The 19183-nt window shown below is 61.6% G+C and carries 24 protein-coding genes; 2 read left to right on the top strand and 22 right to left on the bottom strand.

Going from position 1 to position 19183, the window contains the following annotated elements:
- Positions 1–43 precede the first annotated feature (43 nt).
- From HKX24_RS09860 to HKX24_RS09760, 21 genes are all read right to left on the bottom strand, one after another.
- Positions 44–454: a DUF3168 domain-containing protein gene (locus HKX24_RS09860; protein ID WP_276153958.1), complete on the bottom strand. Its 411-nt coding sequence runs from the start codon at positions 452–454 to the stop codon at positions 44–46.
- Positions 447–845: a hypothetical protein gene (locus HKX24_RS09855; RefSeq protein ID WP_276153957.1), complete on the bottom strand. Its 399-nt coding sequence runs from the start codon at positions 843–845 to the stop codon at positions 447–449. The genes HKX24_RS09860 and HKX24_RS09855 overlap by 8 nt, the downstream gene beginning before the upstream one ends.
- Positions 842–1180 carry a head-tail adaptor protein gene (locus HKX24_RS09850; RefSeq protein WP_276153956.1) on the bottom strand — a complete coding sequence of 113 codons (339 nt, stop codon included), beginning with the start codon at positions 1178–1180 and terminating at the stop codon, positions 842–844. Before HKX24_RS09850 ends, HKX24_RS09855 begins: the two co-directional genes overlap by 4 nt.
- A complete protein-coding gene (locus tag HKX24_RS09845; RefSeq protein ID WP_276153955.1) occupies positions 1177–1761 on the bottom strand; it encodes a hypothetical protein in 585 nt (194 codons plus the stop codon). Before HKX24_RS09845 ends, HKX24_RS09850 begins: the two co-directional genes overlap by 4 nt.
- Positions 1761–2147, bottom strand: coding sequence for a hypothetical protein (locus tag HKX24_RS09840; RefSeq protein WP_276153954.1), 387 nt, complete (start codon positions 2145–2147; stop codon positions 1761–1763). Before HKX24_RS09840 ends, HKX24_RS09845 begins: the two co-directional genes overlap by 1 nt.
- 84 nt (positions 2148–2231) lie before the next feature.
- Positions 2232–3497, bottom strand: coding sequence for a phage major capsid protein (locus HKX24_RS09835; RefSeq protein ID WP_276153953.1), 1266 nt, complete (start codon positions 3495–3497; stop codon positions 2232–2234).
- 67 nt (positions 3498–3564) lie between these two features.
- Positions 3565–4170 carry an HK97 family phage prohead protease gene (locus HKX24_RS09830; protein ID WP_276153952.1) on the bottom strand — a complete coding sequence of 202 codons (606 nt, stop codon included), beginning with the start codon at positions 4168–4170 and terminating at the stop codon, positions 3565–3567.
- A complete protein-coding gene (locus HKX24_RS09825) occupies positions 4163–5434 on the bottom strand; it encodes a phage portal protein (RefSeq protein WP_276153951.1) in 1272 nt (423 codons plus the stop codon). Before HKX24_RS09825 ends, HKX24_RS09830 begins: the two co-directional genes overlap by 8 nt.
- A gap of 11 nt (positions 5435–5445) precedes the next feature.
- A complete protein-coding gene (locus tag HKX24_RS09820) occupies positions 5446–7107 on the bottom strand; it encodes a terminase large subunit (protein ID WP_276153950.1) in 1662 nt (553 codons plus the stop codon).
- Positions 7108–7166: 59 nt separating this feature from the next.
- Positions 7167–7631: a hypothetical protein gene (locus tag HKX24_RS09815; protein WP_276153949.1), complete on the bottom strand. Its 465-nt coding sequence runs from the start codon at positions 7629–7631 to the stop codon at positions 7167–7169.
- A 144-nt stretch (positions 7632–7775) separates the two neighbouring features.
- Positions 7776–8159, bottom strand: a complete 384-nt coding sequence (locus HKX24_RS09810; RefSeq protein WP_276153948.1) for an HNH endonuclease — start codon at positions 8157–8159, stop codon at positions 7776–7778.
- 125 nt (positions 8160–8284) lie between these two features.
- Complete coding sequence (locus HKX24_RS09805) at positions 8285–8986, bottom strand: hypothetical protein (RefSeq protein WP_276153947.1); 702 nt, start codon at positions 8984–8986, stop codon at positions 8285–8287.
- A gap of 594 nt (positions 8987–9580) precedes the next feature.
- Complete coding sequence (locus HKX24_RS09800) at positions 9581–10345, bottom strand: BRO family protein (protein ID WP_276153946.1); 765 nt, start codon at positions 10343–10345, stop codon at positions 9581–9583.
- Entirely contained in the window at positions 10338–10622 is a 285-nt protein-coding gene (locus HKX24_RS09795) for a hypothetical protein (RefSeq protein WP_276153945.1), read from the bottom strand. Before HKX24_RS09795 ends, HKX24_RS09800 begins: the two co-directional genes overlap by 8 nt.
- 342 nt (positions 10623–10964) lie before the next feature.
- A complete protein-coding gene (locus tag HKX24_RS09790; protein WP_276153944.1) occupies positions 10965–11153 on the bottom strand; it encodes a hypothetical protein in 189 nt (62 codons plus the stop codon).
- A gap of 627 nt (positions 11154–11780) precedes the next feature.
- A complete protein-coding gene (locus HKX24_RS09785) occupies positions 11781–12119 on the bottom strand; it encodes a hypothetical protein (RefSeq protein ID WP_276153943.1) in 339 nt (112 codons plus the stop codon).
- Between the two features lie 53 nt (positions 12120–12172).
- On the bottom strand, positions 12173–14002 hold the full coding sequence (locus HKX24_RS09780) for a DNA primase family protein (RefSeq protein ID WP_276153942.1): 1830 nt from the start codon (positions 14000–14002) through the stop codon (positions 12173–12175).
- Entirely contained in the window at positions 13995–15110 is a 1116-nt protein-coding gene (locus HKX24_RS09775; protein WP_276153941.1) for a hypothetical protein, read from the bottom strand. The genes HKX24_RS09780 and HKX24_RS09775 overlap by 8 nt, the downstream gene beginning before the upstream one ends.
- The gene (locus tag HKX24_RS09770) at positions 15107–15406 is read right to left on the bottom strand and encodes a hypothetical protein (RefSeq protein ID WP_276153940.1); all 300 of its coding nucleotides are present in this window, start codon (positions 15404–15406) and stop codon (positions 15107–15109) included. Before HKX24_RS09770 ends, HKX24_RS09775 begins: the two co-directional genes overlap by 4 nt.
- A 234-nt stretch (positions 15407–15640) precedes the next feature.
- A complete protein-coding gene (locus HKX24_RS09765; protein ID WP_276153939.1) occupies positions 15641–15835 on the bottom strand; it encodes a hypothetical protein in 195 nt (64 codons plus the stop codon).
- Positions 15832–16107, bottom strand: coding sequence for a hypothetical protein (locus HKX24_RS09760; protein WP_276153937.1), 276 nt, complete (start codon positions 16105–16107; stop codon positions 15832–15834). Before HKX24_RS09760 ends, HKX24_RS09765 begins: the two co-directional genes overlap by 4 nt.
- A gap of 243 nt (positions 16108–16350) precedes the next feature.
- On the opposite strand from HKX24_RS09760, the gene HKX24_RS09755 reads away from it, so the two are divergent.
- Both HKX24_RS09755 and HKX24_RS09750 read left to right on the top strand, forming a co-directional pair.
- On the top strand, positions 16351–16731 hold the full coding sequence (locus tag HKX24_RS09755) for a helix-turn-helix transcriptional regulator (protein ID WP_276153936.1): 381 nt from the start codon (positions 16351–16353) through the stop codon (positions 16729–16731).
- Between the two features lie 661 nt (positions 16732–17392).
- Positions 17393–18463: a tyrosine-type recombinase/integrase gene (locus HKX24_RS09750; RefSeq protein ID WP_276153935.1), complete on the top strand. Its 1071-nt coding sequence runs from the start codon at positions 17393–17395 to the stop codon at positions 18461–18463.
- A gap of 49 nt (positions 18464–18512) precedes the next feature.
- Here HKX24_RS09750 and HKX24_RS09745 read toward each other — a convergent pair whose 3' ends face one another.
- Positions 18513–18962 carry a hypothetical protein gene (locus HKX24_RS09745; protein WP_276153934.1) on the bottom strand — a complete coding sequence of 150 codons (450 nt, stop codon included), beginning with the start codon at positions 18960–18962 and terminating at the stop codon, positions 18513–18515.
- Between the last annotated feature and the right edge of the window lie 221 nt (positions 18963–19183).

The following is a 19183-nucleotide window of genomic DNA, read 5'->3' as shown; positions in this document are numbered from 1 at the left end:
TCCTCTCGGTTGTGGTGAAATGCGCCCCGCCTGGTGGCGCGCGTTAGGCGGCATCCATATGCGCCAGGGCGGCCAAGCGGCCGGTATAGGCCAGGCCATTGCCCTCGCGTTGGACCATCCAGGTTTGCACCTCGATTTCGGAAATCGTGAAGGGCGCCACGTCCAGCGCCTCGGGCCGGCGGTGCAAGGCCGCCGAGGCCGCGCCGCAGATCGCCTGGGCCTCGGTCTTGCCGGCCGCGGGGCGGGTGCGGACCACCAAGCCCACTTGCACGGTCGCGCCGGTGGTCAAGTCGGTATCATCGGCCGCCACGTCCAAAGACGCAATTTGCAGATAGGGCAAGGCCACCTGGCCCGGCTCATCCACCACACGGCCGCCGATCAGCGCGGCCAGGCGCGGATCGGCCATCAAATGGGCCACCAAGGCCGCTTGCAGCGCGCCGGCATAATCACCCATTGGTCACCTCTTTCACCGCTTTTTTCATCGCGCGGCGCATTCGGCCCCGAAATTTCTTTTGCAGATATTGCCGGGTTTGCCACATATACTTGTGCCCCTCGGTGGTGCCGCGGTTGCCCTTCTTGCGCCCGTGCTCAATCGAATATGCCCGGTCTTTATCTTCCTGCGGCGCATCGTCAGGGATCGCGTGAATGACCCCGGTTAGGCCATCGTCTTTCAATTCCGAGTAGATATTGCCGCGGGTTTCGTGGGTCACATCAGGCGCCAGCACATTGGCAATTTTCTCGCCTTCTTCGACATTGCGGCGCATGGCGGTGCCCAAATGCCCGCGGGCACTATCGGGCAGCGCCTTTAGCTGGCGCATCAGCTTTTTGTCGCCGGTCAGTTTCATGCCAGCCACTCCAGGCGCAACTCCAGCCAAGCGCCGGCCTCATCCACATGCGCCGGCGGGCTTACCACCTCCCAGGTCGCATCTAGTAAGGTGACGCGATCCGCGGCCGTGATCCCGCGCGCCGCGGCCGAATTGCGCAGGCGCAATGTGCCGGTGCGGCTGCCTTCCATACGCCCGGCCGCCAGGGCCTCCCGGCCGAGGGTTTCGCGGAAATTGGCCCAAACCGTCAGCAGCGGCGCCCAGGTGGCGGGCGCGGGGTTTCCCATCGCGTCGCGGGCATCCTCATTGCGCCGGGAAAAATCGGCGCGGTGGCGCAGGCGGCCGGCCCCCATCATCCGACCAAACCGCGGCGGCGGCCCTCCATGATATGGCGCGCCCCCAAAGGCAGCTCGACCACCTGCCCCGCGGCCACGGTTTCGCGGTGATTGTAGTATTGCCCGGCAATCAGCGCCACGGCCGTCACCAGGGACGGGTCGGCGTGCTCGGCCGCCTCGGCGCCCAAGGTGTAATCAATCTGCACCGCGCCGGGCTGCGCGGCGGGACGCGGCCAGGACGCCCCCGGCGCCGGCACCAAGCGCACCGGATCAATCCCCGTGACCAGGCGGCAATCTTCCAGGGGCACCTCTTGCCAGGTGCCGCCGGCGTCCAAGACCCGAAAAGCCACCAGGCCAGCGATAGGGGCGCCGGGCAGGATCACCTGGGCCGGCAGAATATCCAACGTGAGGCGCCAGGTTTGCCGCATGATTGCAACGCCGATACCATCGGGGCCATCAATCATGCCCACGGCGGCGCGCATAAATCCCTCAATCTCTAGATCTTCGTCGTCGTGATCCACCCGCAAGCGGGCCTTTAGGTCGGCCAGGGCAAGGGGCAGCGCCGCCGGCTTGCTCAGAACAGAAACGCCGCCCCAGGTCATTAGGCGCCCGCCTTGTCAGCGGCGGCCTTGTCGGCAGCGGCCTTGTCGGCAGCGGCCTTGTCAGCAGCGGCCTTGTCAGCAGCGGCCTTGTCAGCAGCGGCCTTGTCGGCAGCGGCCTTGTCAGCAGCGGCCTTGTCAGCGGCGGCCTTGTCGGCAGCGGCCTTGGCCTTTTTGGCGGCCGCTTTCTTGGTCGCGCCAGCCGCGGCGGCGGTTTCCACGCCATCATCTTCGGCCGCACGTTTGATCGCCTCCAGCACCTTGGCCGAGGGCTGCACAATCTGGCCGGCCTTCAACATGCGGCCCGCCTCTTGCGGGGAAACTGCAATCTCGGCGCCAGCGGCAACATCGGTGCGCGCGACGGTCATTTTAACGGTAACTTTTTCCATGGGTTTCTCTCCAGGGTCAGGATTGCCCCGGCGCCAGGATCGGCGCCAGGGCGTTGCACGAATTATCGTGCCGTTTGGGCGTGCTTAGGTCGCGGGGTGCACCAAGGCTTTCATGGCGCGATCATCGGCCAGCGCGCCGTCAAAGCGCGTATAGCCGGCAATCCCCATGTTGGGCCAGAAGGTGGCGCCGCGATCCGTGCCAATCACCGTGCCGCCGATTTTGCGGACAAAGTATTTGCCCATATCACCTGCAACCATGGACCGGGCGTTGGCGCCGATATCATCCATGGCCTGGTTAATCGTCACCTTGGCCGAGACCCGACCCATTTTGATCCGGTCGCCTTCCTCATTGAGAATGTAGCGGCCGGTTGTGTCTTTCAGCTTCGACAGGGCCAGAGACGTGTTGTCATTCATCATCACGCCGAACTTGGGCGAGGTGCGGTAAGCCGGGTCAACCGAATGCACCAACTCTTGGAATTCGTCGGTGGTGATCCCCGACAGGCTTGCCGCCATTTTGCCGACCCCGGCCGCGGTGACCACGCCAACCGGCTCTCCCGATCCGCTGCCCACGGTCAACTTGTCGTTTGCGGTGCGGCCCAAGCGCTCGCCCAGCAACTCACCAAGCAGGCTCTCCATGTTTTCCACCGACCCGGTAAGAAGCTGCAAAGACACCTTGATCCAAGGCGTATTGTACATGAAATCTTCCAGGGTCTTGCGGGTAAAGACCACATCGCCCGAGCCGTCATTGGCCGGCGTGTCGCCTTCATTGGCCTGTTTCGCCGCCCGGCCCGCGGTATCATCCACGCCAGGAATTGGAATGGTGCCCCCGCCGGGCGTGTGAATGACGGTCGCGAAACCTTCCGCAAACATCGGCCCCCAAGCGGCCATCGCTTTGACAATCGCGCGGTGCATTTCGTCGGGCACCAAAAACCCGCCCTCGGCCGCGGTGCCGGCGGTTTGGGCGCGGGCCTCGGCCTCAACGCGGGCAATCACCTTGCGCACTTCGGGGTCAAGGGCGTGGATATCGCCGCCGCGCTGCAACAGTTCTTGGAACGCCTGGCGGTATTCCATCGGCGCGGGCGTGCGCGGGGCATCGACGGCACCGCTTTGGCCGCGGTGCTCGGGGCGGTTGCTTTCCTGGCCTTCATCCAGCGACGCCAGTGCCGCGTCGGATTGCTCCAGTGCCTCGGCGCGCGACAGCAGCCGGCCGGCCTCAGCCATCATCGAATTAAACTCGCCCTCCAATTCGGCCGCGCGGGCCTCGGGCGTTTTGTCGGTGATTTCGTCCAGCTTTGCGCGGGCTTCGGTCACCAGGCGGGCGCGCTTTTCGCGCAACTCTTTAGGGGTCATATCTTAACCTTTCGTCGGGTTGGTTTGTGAGGGACGCGCCAGGGCGGCGGCCCGGTCTAAACGGGCCTTAGCCCTCTTGCAGCGCAAGCTGCATCCGCATCCGGCGCAGGCGCGCCGTTTGGGTCTCAGAGCCTCCGGCCGAGGCGCGGGCGGCCTCCAGGCTGCGCAAGGCAATTTCGGTGCCGGCATAGGCCGGGCGGGTGACCAGGGCCACGTCGCGCAATTCCGCGATGCGCTCAATCGTGCGCAGGGGCATGTCGCCGCTTTCGTCCCAGGTCTCTTTCTCGACCCGAAAGGAAAAAGACATTTTATTCATGTCACCGCGGCGCATTTTGGCAATCACGGCCGCCGCGTCGGGGTCGCTCGGGTCCAGCACAGTTTCAACGTGCAGCCCGCGCGCATCCACGGCCAATTTTAAGGTGCCGCTGGTGGTGCGCGCCAAGGGCAGCCCTTCGTGGTTCACCAGAAAAACGCAATCGTCGCCCAGGCGGCCGTCAAAGGCGCCGGGCGCGATCATTTCTTGGAAATAGCCGCCAATGTCGGCGCGCTCGTTAAAAATCGCGGCATAGCCCGCGACGGCCACGCCCGCGCCATCCTCGGCCGCGCGGATTTCCAGCGGGGCAGATACGGCAAATCGGCTTTCCACCGCGGCGGCGGTTTGGGTCTTATTCATCGGGGTTTCCTTCCGGTTTGGTTTCGCCCTGGGCCAGCGTGGCCACCGGCGCCATCGCGCCTTGCATAAACAGCACATCACCGCCGGGCAGCGCCGGCCGGTTGTCCAATTCGCGGCCCTCGTTTGGCGTCAACTGGCCGCTTGCGATGCGTTTCGCCAAAGCCTCGGATCGGCTCAATAGATCGCCGCGCAAAATCGCATCCAGGCTTGTCTCCAGGTAGTGATTGCCCGGCGCCCGGCCGAATAGCTTTAGATTGGCCTCAGCCTCCCAAGCCTTGACCCAAGGGGACAGCACATGCTTGACCAATTGAAGGCCTTGTTGCTCGACATTGCTAAAGGTGCCATGCGTCAGGTCTTGCAGGAACGCCGGCGGCATCTGGTAAATGCGGGCGAATTCCTCGACCAGCAGCCGCTTGACCTCGACCATTTGCATTTTCTCAGGGTCAAAGCCGAGCACGTTTAGCGCGTGGCCATCGGGCAACGCCAGGGCGTGGCCGCCTTCATTGGCCAGCTTTGCCACCGCCTGGGTCAGATCGGCCGAGGCCCGCGCCGCGCCGCCCGCGGTGCGCATCGGGCCAGAAATGGTAAAAGGGGGAATGCCGCCCTGGTCAAAGAATTTGGCGCCGTATTTGGTGACCGCCAAGGCCAGCGCCACGGTTTTGGCGTTGCTGGCAATCGGGCCGCGGGCGGTCAATCGCGTGGCGCCAGGCATAAAGGCCAGGTCCAAGATATCCGCGGCGCGGTAAGTTTTCCCAAGCGCCGAGCCGTCGCGGTAAAAATAGGTCAGCCGGCCGCCATCGCTGCGCAGGGTGACCTTGGCCACCTCCAGCGGCCAAAGGTTAATCGGATCGCCGCGGCCATTGCGCTCGATCCAAGATACTTGCCGGCCGGCCGTGAAAGTATCGCCCCAAGCCGATTGACGCCAGGCAAAGGCGGTTGTTTCATCATTGGCCGCCCCGTTGAGCAAGGCCGCCAGCGGGTGACCGGATACCGCTTTTCGGCCGCCATCCGCCTGGCGCTCGTAAACTTTTACCGGCAGACTGGCCAAGGTGCGCGATAGAAAATTGACGGCCGACCAAATCGGGGTCAGCCCCAAGGCGCTATCAATGGTCACCGGCTCCGAGGTGGCGCCATCCATCATCCCCAGGAATGACACAAGCGCCGGATTGCTTTGCACCATGGACGGCAGGGCCGCGTCGCGGGCCTCGGGGACCGGGGCGACAGCGGGGGCCTTTTCGGCGCGACGGGTAAAGGGAAAGCGCATCAACGGGCCTTTCATTGTGCCGCCAGCGAAAAGGCGGGATCATCCCAAGGCGAGGCGGTTTCGCCTTCGGCCTCGGGGTTGCGTGACATGAGCGTAAAGGCGTTCAAAAGCCCAATTACGGGATCAATCTTGGCGCGGCCGGCGGCCGCTTTGGTGACCGTCACCGCGCTGCCCCGTTGCTCAATCTTGGCATTGCCCATGGCCCAGGCCATCAGACCTTGCCGGGCGTGGCGCAGCGTGCCGTCTTGCAATTTACGCTCGGCGCCGTGGATGGCCGGCGTAAGGCGCGACCCCTGCCCCACGGCCACCAATAGATCGCCCTCTAGCCCCTGGGCTGCCAATTCATCCACCAGAGCCGCGACACCGTAAGGGTCCAAGCCAATGGCATGGGCGGCCGGGAACAGTCCACGCTCGGAAACCTCGGCCAAAAGCCCCGCGACCTCGCGCAAGTCCTGCGTGGGGTCGGTCAAAATCACCAGATCGCCCTCGGCCTCGAAATCCTTGAGCAAGGGCGCGATATCTTTGCGGCGCTCCAGCACCAATTCAGAGCACCAGGCCCGGCCCCAATGCAGCCAGCGTTTTGTCTCGACCTCGCGGCCGATCAGGCCGAGGCCCAGCAAATCGTCAAGCCCGCCGCCATCAATGCCGGCCGTGACCACTTCGCAGCGGTCCAAGAATTCCTCCAGCGTGTAATCCTCGCCCGCCGCCGGCCAGAAATCCGCCGCAATCCAGCCTTCGGCATGTTTGCCCATGCCAAGCTGCAAATTGAGGTGTTGCGAGGCCCACCGCAATTCCTCGTCGGGGCCTTTCTCCAGCGCCGTGCGGTATAGCCGCATCAGGCGATCAATCGTGATAGAGCGGCCCAAATTCGGCAGCACCAAGGGCCAATACTTCGGATCGCGCCAGGGCTTTTCCGGGTCGATTTGCAGCGCCTCGGGCAACTCATAGAGCACCGGCAGCAGGTTGCCGTCTTTCACGTCGCCATCGCGCACCCGGCGGGCATAGGTCAATTCAGACCGAAACACCCCGCGCGGCGGCTCATCGCTTTGCGTGGTGATAAACAAAAGCAAGCTATCGGGGCGGGTAATCATCCCGCCGCGAATTTGCCCCAGCACCCGCTGCGCGTGGGCGTTGCTGCCCAAGACGTGCAATTCGTCAATGATGCACAAGACCGGAATGGACCCGGTGACAACGCGCATGTCAAAGGCTTTGATTTTCAGCGTCGCGCCGGTCACCCGGCAGGTAATTTTCTTTTCATGGTCGGCCACATGGAAACGGTCGCGCAGATAGGCCCGGCCGGTTTCGGCGTCCTCGGGGTCGGCGTCAATCATGCCCTTGGCCTGGCGGAAACAGGTATCCGCGATTTCCTTGGTCGGGCCAATAATCAGCATTTCGGCGCCGGGGGTCTTGTTGAGCAGCATGGCCGTGAGGCCAAGCGCCGCCGAATTGGTGGTTTTCGAGTTTTTCTTGGGCACCAAGCAAAAGATTTCGCCCACCGCGCGCTCGCCGGTGATCGGGTCGGCCGAGCCAAAGGCCGCGCCCACCAGTGACCGGAACCAATCGCCGCAGGCGTCGCGCATGAGCGGCTGGCCGGCCACATCGGGCAGCCGTAAATTGTCAAAGACCCCAACCGCACGGGCCACCGCCTCGGCGTCCAGGTCAAGATCGGCCATTGGCGGCCGGCCATCCTCCAGCCGCGCCAGCCAATCGGGGCAAGCAAAATCAAAAGGCATCAGTTAAGCAAGCTGCCCCAGGTAGAAGGCGGGGTTTGCGCGGCCTGGTCTAATTGCTCTTTCTTGCCCAGCTTTTCGGGGGCCTCGGGGTGATCCTCGGGGGCCGGCGGGGGCGCGGCGCGGCCCTTTTCCGTCAGGGCCAAGACCTGGCGCACGGCCGACAGCTTGCCCTGGCGCATTTGCGACACCAAGACCTCCAGCGCCTGGCCCTCAATCAAATCAGACCCCGCTTGCAGCTCTCGGGAAAAATGATTGCGCAGGGTCTTAATGTCGCACCGCAAATAGGTTGCGATCCGCGCTTGGCTCCAGCCCGCCGCCTTCAAAGTTGAAACAAGTAGCTGATTTTGTTGCGTTTTCTTGTACTGAGGCCGACCCCAACGCTCTTTTATCTGCGTTACCGGCGCCCCAAACAGATCACACTCGACAGGATCGGCCGGCTTGGCCTCGGATTTCGTCTTAACCATGGGAAAAAAAATCTCCGCATTGTGGGGAGTCCGGTTCGCGGCCCCTGGCCGGCCTGGGGATCGACCCCACCCCTCCCCCGTGGCCAGCGCGCATTTGGCGGGCCGATCCGGCGCTAGAGCACCGGCAAAGCCCGATGCCCGGCGCTACCGGGGCGCCAAGATCGCGGCCGCGCGCTCTTGCCTTTGTTTCTCGCTATCGTGCCAGGCTTTGCTCACCGCCTGAAGGTTAGCCAAATCCCAAAACAAGGCCAGGTTGCCCTCGGGCTTTTTGATATGGTCAATCACCGGGCTATCGGCCGCCGGATACTGGCCTGTCAGAAACACACCAGTTTGCCGGCACGTCCAGCCGTCGCGCTCCAGCACCTCCAGCCGCGTCTCGCGCCAGCGTTTGGTGCGGTAGAGCCGCCGCAGATTGTTGCCCTGCACCCGCGCCCGATCACGGGCGCGCTCGGCATCTTGGGGCGTGGCATAGCCAACGGCAAGGGGCGCGGCCGCCAAGCGCGGCGGCAGGCTCGACAGGCGGGGCATGGGCTATCCTCGGGCCGGCACGCAAAGGGGGCCGGGGCGCATCCGCCGCCGGCCCCCTCGGGCACAGTTATCAACCGTTGAAAGAGACATTCACCGGCCCGACACTAACCGTCAAGCCTTAGCGATCAATGGCCCAAAGATTTTGCAACCCGGTCCAAGACCTCCAGGGCAGCCAGGCGCAGGGCGCGGGTATGTTTGGAATGCTCGGGCCAGCCATGCCGGGCCAGGATTTCCGCCAGGCTCAGCCCATCCGCACAAAGCCCGAGCACCAGCGCAATCGCCTTAATAGGCTGGCGATTGCCACGCTTGCGCCGCACCGGCAGGGCCAGGGTTTCCGCGCCCCTGGTGATCCGCCCAAAGGTGGAAATCTCCCACTCATTGGCCGCCGCCTCAATGATCCGCCAGCGGGCCGCCAGGCGGCAACGTGTCGTGGCGCCCCCATCCGACAGCGCCGCCTTAGTGTCGCCGCCCAGCCAATCCGCGCCGCCGGCGCCGCTCAACCGCTCGACCACATCGGCCACCAAATCAACCGCCACCCGGCGCGGGTCAGTCAGCGCCAGATCGCCCAGGATCGGCGCCAGATTACGCGGCAGGGCGCGCCGGGCGGTCTTGTAGCCCAGCGGGGTTTGCGGCCCCTGGTGATCCTTAACCACGCCAAGCCGCACCGGGTCAGCCCCGAGGCCGAGGGGGGCACGCGCGCCATTGTCGCGGTGCCCCTGGCGCCGGGCACAGGCGGCACCAATCAGACGTGCATTTACAGCGTCGAGGTAACGCGCTGCCGCACCAGCGGCAGGATCGAAGACGGGGGCGCGGTGGTAATCATCCATAATGGGCAAGCCTTTCCAATATTTGGTGGCGCCAGAATAGCACAACGCACGATATTGCGTGCAACGGTTATTTTGTCGGATTAGCAGGACTACGTGGGAAGTCACGGGACTATAAGAAAACTTCATAACTGTTTGTTTAATAAGTAATTAATGATCTTTTAGTTTTAGTGGGACTAATATTTAGAGGTTACATGTGAAGTGGTTTTACCTTTCCCCCCACACCCCCTTTTGCGCATATAGGGCCAGCCTCACGAGATTAATCCCACCGATCTCGCCGACCCCGTCGGGCAATACAGGGCATTGATTTTAATGATTAAATAATTGCGCCCTCACGATTTCGCTGGTCTATCGCGGCGTTTTGGTGGGATTAGCGCCCGTCATTTTAGTTTTAAAGGGGGGGCTGGGGGGACGAGGAAATGGGAAAAGACGGCCAGCACCGAGACGCGGCCGCTTCACATTCGCCACCGTGCTGCGCCGAAATCAGCGCAGCACGACACGGCCGCCAGCCGAGGCGGCGCAGATTTGCAGAGGAAAGGAATGCGGTGCCGGCCCTAGTCGGGCCGGCGTTGCGGCGCGCACGGCGCCGCTCAGACCTTACGCGCAGCTTTCACGTGCGCGTACAAAAGCAAGCCCGGCATAGCCAGTGTCAGACCGTTTGATTGGCCACATGCGGTTGCCTGTTTCCGGGTCCTGATAGACATGCGCCACGCGCAGCATCGTATTGGCCACCGATCGGTCCCCGGGCCAAGTGAGGCCCCGCGCGTCGCAATAGGCCTTAAATACATCAGCCAAACGCCGCGACCTGATAAAATCACGGCTATTTCCCGTAACTTGGCATCGGTCTTTCAGGAACTCTATGAACAAATGAGCGAACTCACCGAGGGACTCGGCTCCATTGCCGGCGGGAGGCAGCGGGCTTTGTGCCCAAACCCGCGCCGCGGCCGCCCGGCCATAGGTCAGGCGCGCCTCACGCACCACGCCCAGCCAATATTCGGCCGAGGCCGGTGGTTCCGCGTCGGAAGCCGCCCCTTTGGCCATATCATAGCGTCCGGTACGACGCAGCGTCGGCAAGACCTCATGCGCCAGCCAGCGCTTGAACGCTTCGGCGGCCGGCTTGCGGCTGGAAAAGATTAGGCGATAGAGACCAGGCTCATTAACGCAAACCATGGCTTGCGGGCCGCCAAGGGTGTCCACAGTATGGACACCCTTTTCATCCTCGGGGAGAAGCGCAAGACTGCTGCGACCATTTCCCAAATCTAGTGTTTGGAAAACGTCGCGGGCAACCCACCACGGCTCCCCCGCATCAGCAATCACCACGCGCACAGCGTGGCCTTGGAAAGAAAACGCTAGATCACTCATAGCTGCCCCCCGCGTCGGTCACTTCCAGTGCATCCGAGAGGGCCGAGCCGCATTGCAGAATGTGATCGACCCGACCGCGGAGCAATTCGGCATCGTCCATCATGGTTTCAACCCGCGATCCGAGCGCATCAGCCAGTGCATCAATGAGGTTCAACCCCTCTTCGGCATCGGCGGTGTCGGTGCTCAGGGCCACACGCTGCACCTCCAAAATGAGGGCATGGGCGCGCGTCAGACGCATCTGCATTTCTTCAATCTGGGTAAGGGAATTCGTATTCATCGCTTTATCCTGTGATCAGTGTGAACCGACCACAGCAACGCTAAATACTGGTGGCCGGGCTAAACAGGATTAGCGTACCGCTCACAGGAAGCGGCGCCCCGAAGGGACTCCTGCCGCCCGACCATAGAAAAAGCCGCACTGTAAAGCGCGGCCCGTCGAGAGCCTGTGATTGATCGAGACGCTAACCCCGACAAGACACCATTTCGCACCTTGCCTGGTCAACATGCGCCAAGGACGCGCCGCCTGTCAAGCGGCTCATGATCGGACATAAACCCAAAATGGCCACGCCTTTCGACGCGGCCAATGCAGTGTTTTCCGTTTTCCCGCTGGAAAGCTTTGGACTTAAGCCTCTGCCTCCGGCTGAACATTGGCAAACTTCTTGCCAGTGTTGATTTCGCTAATGCGACCGATGTTCACATCGAAATCCGCAGCGATACGGCTTTGCATATCCCCACGCTTCAATCGTTGCTTAATCTTTTGAGCGTCGCTTGCAGTAAGCCGCTTGCTCGGCTTTCGGTTTTTGGCTGTCATATTTCGTCTCCGATATGGAGCCGAAGCGGGTTGACAAAAAAGAAAGCTCTTGGGATACACACCCCTGTAGAGAGCATTCTTTCGCCCGCTTCGGCGTTAGAGTTAAGCCACGAGACCCGGCCAGGTCTCGTGGCTTTTTACTTACTAGCTACCAGATATTGATTCGGCAAGCGCAGTTCCTGTCAATACCGGAAAAATCGACATAAGCGCCCCATAGAGCGCCTTTGGGTACCTTGGGCGCCCATCCCCCTTTAATGTGATAATTGCGCTCTACGGCCCGATTTCGCGGGCCTCGCGGGGCGTTCTCGAATTGTTTTCGATTACCCCTTTATCCCTCCCCGACCCGAGATCAGAACAAGCTCCCCTGCGGGTCGCCTTCGATAGCTTCCGCTACCGTCAGGCGATTTGCCTTCTCAGAAACCTTGAGGGATACCACTGGCGTCATCGACGTTTTCGCACGTTGAAACGGGTCGAGAGCCGCGTCCCGGCGCGCTTCGGCCGCGATGCGACAGGAAGGGTTCGCACAGGCTTGCAACGGCCGCTGGCCTGGCTTCAGAGACCGCAAACCAGGCGGCGCATAACCAAACGGCGCGTTGCTGGCACCGCAGATATCGCAAGGGCGCCCGCTCATGCCTGGTCCCCACGGTGCACGCGCCGACGGCGCTGCCCATCGCGGCGCTTGCGGAGCCGGCGGGCACGGCGCAGCTTGCGCAGGTTTTCGGCATTGTAGATCGTCGCGCCGTGCCCCTCGACAATGACCGGATAAAACGGCCCCTCGGGCAACAGCACCCGCACCACGCGCGATTGCGGGCAGATCGCGAACACTTCGGCTACCAGATCATCGCGACCCGCCACCAGGGCTTGCTCAACCGCCCATTTCAGCAAGTCGCCGTGCACCGACACTACCCCGCGTTCTTGCGCGCGCTGGCCGAAGTGGCTTTGGCAAGGCTCGGCAGGATCGGGCACTCGACGGGATACACCCGCCGCCCAAGCCAGCACATCGGGCAGAAACGGCCCAATCACCCTTTACGCCCCGCGCCGGCGCGAATTTCCTCGCCATACTTGGCGATGCGGTCGCGGGCATCTTGGTTCAACTCAATGCCAAAATAGCCTGTGTCGCTCTTCTTGCCCCAGCGGATCATACGGCCGCTGGGCCCCTTCATCGTCGCGGAACGGGCTTTGATCTGGTTCGCGACAGTGCGGCGCCCCCAGACACTCTCCCCGCGGCTCAAAAGAAAAGCATTAAACCCGTCGGCCAAATCTCGGCCCGAGGTGAACGCACCAGGATCGGCAGTCCAATTGCATTCCTCCGTTAAGAACACCCGCAACGGATCACTGTCTTTGCGGTACTCTTCCGTGGCCACGCGCACCGCATTCGGCACGCCCAAACCGCATTCGAGGTACTCTAAACACCCCTCGACCAACCAGCCAAAGATCCCTGCCCGCTCCTCCCAAAGCTGCGCCGGTAGGTCTTTGTTCACGTCCTCATCAGAAATTTGCACATCAAATCCGACCAGCAAAATGCGCCGCCAAATCCCATCATCACCGCCACGGATTTCGGGTTTATGATTTCCCGAGATTGTCAGCTTGAATTCTGGTGTGATCTCTACAAATTCCTGCATCATCCGGCGAATGAGGATCGCCTCGCCGCCAGTCAGCGATTTAACCAAAGCCTCTTTCATCCGTTGGCCTTGCTCCGGCTCAGAGGCCCGCACCATCCGGGCGCCCGGCAAGCGCACCAGATCAGGGGTAGCATCGCTGCCCTTGCGTTGCTCCGAACCGGTCAGCGTTTCAATGGGAACAGTGGTGCCATAGTCGGCGAAGATTTTGGCCAGAACATCTACCAAGGTAGATTTACCGTTTCGGCCACCACCGAATAAAAACGCCAGACATTGCTCATTGGTCAGACCCGTCATGGAATAGCCAAACCACCGCTTGAGAAAACCGCGCATGATCGGATCAGGTTGCACGGCCTCCAGGAACGCATCAAAGGCCGGGCGCGGGGCGGCCGGGTCATAAGGCGCCCGCATCATCTTGGTAATGCGATCACCCCGCGCGTGGTCGTCAAGCTGCACCGATGCGCGATAAATTGGCCGTTTTGTCCAACCGGCCTCATGCTCATCCAAGACGCGTTTAAACCGCAGCACCCCATTTTCACAGCATACCGCCAGGGGGTCCACGTTTAGATCATGGATGGCGGCAGCCAAGCCCACGCGGGCCTCTTTCAACATGTTTTCAATCTTGCCCGAGTTCCCCGAATTGACCGCCCAAGCCTCATGCTTGCGCCGCTTGGCCCCCAGGGCTTTTTCGGCCGCCAAGCCGGCCTCGCGCATCGGCTCCATTTCCTCCATTTGGGCCAAATCATCATCGGTTGCTGTGCCCTTGTATTTGTCGCGGGCCAGGCGGTTGTAATCGCGCTTTTTCAGCTTCCAAGCCTCCAGCGCCGCCATTTGCCAATCCTCCAGCACCAGGCACCCAGCCTCGGCGTTGATTAGCTGGCCGAGGGCTTGGGCGTCGCGCCGCACGGTGATTTCGTCCTCATCGGCCTCCCAACGCTGCCCGCCCCAGCGAAACCAGCCAAGGCGCGGGACAAACAGCATGTCCTCGCCATAGTAGATTGCCAGGCGGCGGCCGTTGCCAAAGTCATTGAGGGGCAGCGCGGCGGCCTTTTCCTGGTCGGTCATTTCGGCCGGGGCCTCGGGATCGGTCGGGGCCTGCCCCTCCGGCAGCGCGCAATTGCCCGAAATATCGTGCATGTCGGGCAAGCCTTCGGCCTCGGGTTCCCGATCCTCACCCGCGTCCCTCATATCCGCGTCAATCTCGATTTCTTGCATGTCGTGGTCAGTCATTGCCAAATTCCGTTTTTTGTTTTTGCAGTAGATCGTTGAAATCCTGCCCCTCGGGGGCGGGCAGGATCGCCAGGGGTAACCCTGGATAATGCGCGCGGGCACGCCGCAGCCCGCTTTGCAGCTTGGCGGCGGTGCTCTTAGGGTCGCTATCCCCGTCTTGCAGATAGACCAGCCGCGACGGCCGGGCCGGCGGGACAAAGGCGGCGGCATCGTCGGCCGGATCGGGGCGCCCGGAATACCTTTGGCCCGGCACCCGCAACTGGCGGCCGGCCATATTGCCAAGATCGACCCCGGCCCAAAGCACGGCCCCCGGCACCAGGTTCAAGACCCCGGCCGAAAGCGTGGTCTCAATCCCCTCACCCATCACCAGCGGCCGGTCGGCCGCCAGCTTGCCAAAGCGGATTGCGCCGCCCTTCTTTGATCCGCGCACCAGCTTGGCCGGCATTGGGGCGCCGTCGCGGTCCAATATCTCGGCCTTGCGCCCCTCGGGGGTCAAATAGGTTTGGTGGACCGCCGCAACGCGCCCCGCGCGGTCCTGCACCGCCGCGACCATACAAGGGCCGCGGTGATCCACCTTTGCGCTTATGTAGCGATGCGCCGGCAAAAACCGCAGCGTGAAGGGCCAGGGGTCCAGGTGCAGACCACGGCCGGCCAGATACACCTCGGCCAGCGTGCCCGCGCCAGGCAAAGCACTATTCCAAATGTCGCGGGCCTGGGCGATGGCCTCCGCCCGTTTGCGCTCGGCCACCTGGCGCCGCGCTTTTTCGCGGGCCGCGGCCTCTTGCTCACGGCGCCGGCGCTCGGCCGGATCGCCCGCCGCATCGCCCCCTAACAAAAACCCCAGGGCCGCCTTGAAGTCACAGGCTTGCACAAATTGCACTAGGTCCAGCGTATCGCCGCCCTGGTCACATTGCCGGCAAATCCATACGTTTAGATCGGGGTTAAGGGCAAAGCGGTTTGGGGCACGCTTGCCGCCATCGCCGCAGATCGGGCAAGCGCCCACATGCTCACGCCCCTCTTGCCGCAGCCCCGCGGCCAGGCCGAGGCGCCCGGCCACCTCCAGCACCGGCAATGCCTTGGCCTCGCCGGCGCGGCCGGCCGCACTCACGCCGCACGCCGCGGCAGCGGCCCTTGATACTCTGACAGCACATGCCGCAGCTTTTGGCGCAGGGTCAGCAGCCCCAAGACCGGCTCCGACCAAGGCGCGGAAATCTCGACCGGCCGCCCCTGAAGGTTTGCCGCATCAATCAAGGCTGACAGATCACCGCCGAGGCTGGCCGGCGTGCCCTCCTCTAGGGCTATATCGTGCATATCGACCATGGCGCCCTCAACCATCAGCACCGCCCGCAAGCGGTGCCGAGTGACCGGCTCCAGGGTGACAATTAAAGGTGAAATATGGGGCATGACGCATCCTTTATTTACGGGTCCAGCGGTCGCATTTGCTGGCGCTTTTCATCGGGCGGCGCAAAGCACGAAATATCGTGCATGTGGCGCAAGCCGCTTGGCGCAATTCGCCGTCGAAATGCGCGCAGGTGCCGCAGATACGGCGCAGGTGCAGCTTGCAGGTTGGAGAGAGGGGGTTTTCGTTATCTTTGCGGCCGTAAATGCCGCGAGCCGATATATCAGAGTCCAAATTCATCACCGCTTTTCTCTATTCGTCGCAGCGGCAAGACGGGTCATGTGATCTGCGGGCAGCACCGCCGGCGCATCGCGCATCAAGCGTAGGTAGGCCGCGACAATGGCCGGCAGTAGGGCCGAGGCCGAGGTGCCAGCGGCCTCGGCCATCCGCTCGACCTGGACGCGATCCTGGCGGGAAAGTGGTAAATCCCTCATGCTGTGGTAACCGGCGGAAGAGCAATGCCCGCGGCCCGCGCACGGGCTGTCAAGTTGGCATGGATCTTAGCTGCATTCCCCAACCGAATGTCGCGGTCAGGGTCAGACAAGAATTGCGACAGCGCATTTTTGCCCAGGTCTAAATCTCGGGCCACCACCGCGGGGGCGAGTTGTAGCGCCGATAGCGCCTCATCGGTCCAGGTACGAAATTGGGCTGGAGAGGGAAGAGTAGAAATCGCCACCGCAGGCGCGATTGGTACAATATTCGTCATACTTGTTCCTTGCGAAATGCCTGATGTATCGGGATGCGGACTTTTACAGCCACTAAATACGCCCCGTTTTAAAGGGATTGCACGCTATATCGTGCGATGCAAGGCAAAATGTTGCGTCGTCGCCTTTGAAATAAACATGCGGGAAAAACAAGGCATTGGCCCTCGTTTTTTTGTCAATCCCGTTTAAATGTGCTAAAGGCAAATATACGGGGCAATGCACGCCCCACCAAAAAGGGACAGACTATGCAGCAAGAGATTGCAGTCGCAGAACAGGAAGCACCCCCTCCAATGACAGAGAAACCCACCGATCCGCGCGTGGATGTTGCGCGTCGGAATTTGCGCATTCTCTGCGCGATGCGCGAAACCAACTTTTCCGAGGTCGCGCGCCAGGCTGGCCTTGGCCGCAACGCTCTTTCGCAGTTCTTGGGAGGTAAGTCGGCATTGACTTACCCTAACATGCTCAAAATATGCGACGTGCTAAATGTGCCTATCGGCCTATTGCATCGGCCAGAGCCAATCACCGAACAGCGGATTAGGCTTGCCCGCGTCCTGGAGCGTCTGCCCGACCATCTGGCAGCCGAGGCGATGGCCCAGGCGTCGAAGTGGCATGAAGAGCGGGACTAGAATTCGCAACGGCCGGCGCGGGGTCTAGCGCCTCCAGCCGGTCGCATAAATCTGACAAATCACTCTCACTTGCCGTCGCGGCAATGTCCAAAATTCTCCGCTCAAATTCGCGCACGTAAAAGCCCCCTGCAATCAAGGCCGAAGCATTTTTATGTTCGGCCACCCCCTCAATAGTTCTCGTTTTAGTCCGACAGTCAATCCCGATGCAACGGGATATTTTTATTGCTTACGCCCGTTTTATCGTGCTACGCCTCAATAATCAATAAAAGGCACGAGGAACAAATGGAAAACACTCAAGGAATTGAGACCACCCCTCTCTATCGCTTCATGCTTAAAGCCGAGGCCGCTTGTCGCATTCTCGCGATCCTTTCTTGGTCGGTGTTTCTGGTCCGTCTCGTTACGGTTTGGGCAGGCTTAGTATGATCGTACAACGATCCGCTCTGCCGCCCATTCTGACAGGCCAGCCCTCAGAGGCCCCGGCCTTACACCTTTCCGCCGCAGAGGCGGTCGTATGGCTCAGGCGTTTTGGAATCCAAACCAGCCGTCAGGGCATTGCCACCCTTCGCCAGACCGGCCGACTGAACGCATTGGCCGCGCGTGGCCGCATCCGTTATCTATACCGGCCCGACGATCTTCTGGCCGCCTTCCTGGAGGAAACTAAATGCCCCTCAAACTCACCAAACGCGGCGAAACCTACCACATGCACGGGACCGTCGCGGGCCAGCGCATTCGCGAAAGCACGGGCGCGCGCCGCCGCGCCCAAGCCATCGAAATCGCAAGGGCACGCGAACAAGAAATCATCGACCGTTCGACGCTTGGACGGCGGGCAACAATAACTTTTGCCGAGGCCGCCCTGGCCTATATGGACGCTGGGGGCGAGGCGCGCTTTTTGGACCCGATCCTGGCCGCCCTCGGGCCAGACTTTTTGCTGGCCGATTTGCACAATGACACCTTGGGCGATCTTGCCCGTACAATTTACCCCACCGCCGCGGCGGCCACCGTGCAACGCCAGCTAGTTGCGCCATGCTCAGCCGTCTATAATGCGGCTGCCGCCAACGGCCTAGCCGATCCTCGTAAGTTCCAAAACCGTGGTGCAGATAATAAGCGATTGCGGTGGCTCACCCCGGCGGAGGCCGAAGACCTATTGGCAGCCGCCGATCCGCACGCTCTGCCGATCCTGGCCGCGCTTTTGGGCAGCGGTGCACGGGTTTCCGAAATTCTTGGGGTGGAAGCCCAACATTTCCACCGCGAAACCGGCGAGATTTGGTTGCCTGACACCAAAAACGGGCATCCGCGCATGATCGAACTTGTCCCGCGCGCTCTGCGCCTTGTGCTGGCCAGCAATCCACCCGAGGCGGGCCGGGTATTCCTTACTCCTAAGAGGCGCCCCTACATCATTCGAGACAACCGCGGCGGCCAGATCAAGAGCGCCATGGACAAGGCCGCTGCCAAGGCGGGGCTAGAAGGCATCACACCACATGTACTGCGCCACACCTGGGCAACATGGTATTATGCCGCAACACTAGATTTTGGCGGACTGTTGGACAAAGGGGGTTGGCGCAAATCTGATATGGCCAATCGGTATCGAAAGGCCGCTCCCCGCACCTTGGCTCGGGATTTACTGGACGCCGGTTGGGACTTCCGCGTTCAAGCTGACCTGCGAAAAAGGGGCGCCCCCGAGGCGCCCGCCTGGAAGCCAGGGCTACGCGAAATTAAATGCGGGCGATCCTAGCCCCGACAATGGGTCCGCTCCGCCTAGTATAGCGCAGCGGACCACAGCCTCATTCGGTAGGTTTAAGAATTCCAGTGGTCATCTCGATTGCCTGGTTCCACAAAGCGAAACCGCCGTAAGACAAAGCTGCGATGGCAAGACCTGTTGACAATACAGTCACCAGTATATTCCATTTGACCGTCCGCGTTGCATCTTCGGCCCTCTCGGCAGCTTGCTTCGCACCATTGACGTCACTATCAAGTGCGTCAAGACGGATACGAACTGTATCGCCGAATGCTGACAGATTATAGTTCACCTTATCAATACCAGCCAAGACTTCTGCAAATCGTGCATCATTCTTTGCTGCTACCTCCGCAACTTTTGCGTCCAAGTAATCTTTATCCATCCCACCTCCTCCTGACCCGCCGCCAAAGTGAAGATTGGCCCCTGAAATTGAACCGGGTTGTTGGCTCTGGCCTCCTTCCACTACAGAGAATGTGGCCCTTTCTTGTTCAGCCATTTTTCTGCGTCCAGTCTTTCAACCCCAACATGCTATTTACAACCAAGTCGGCGGCCCCAGAGTTCGCCAAGAGCGTCAAGAACATTTGCGTATTCAGAGCAGCCCCCTCAAAAATGAACTCACAATTCCTGAAGTCACAGTTGATCAAAATCGGAGGCCGTCCTCCTTCAAAGATCAGCTTACATTCTAAATAGACAGTATCGCGAAGTGTTGAATAGTCG

This window comes from Sulfitobacter sp. M85 (assembly GCF_029285915.1).
In the GTDB taxonomy this organism is placed as follows: Bacteria; Pseudomonadota; Alphaproteobacteria; order Rhodobacterales; family Rhodobacteraceae; genus Sulfitobacter; species Sulfitobacter faviae.
The sequence above is the reverse complement of the archived record's forward strand: the minus strand, read 5'-3'. Positions and strand labels throughout refer to the sequence as shown.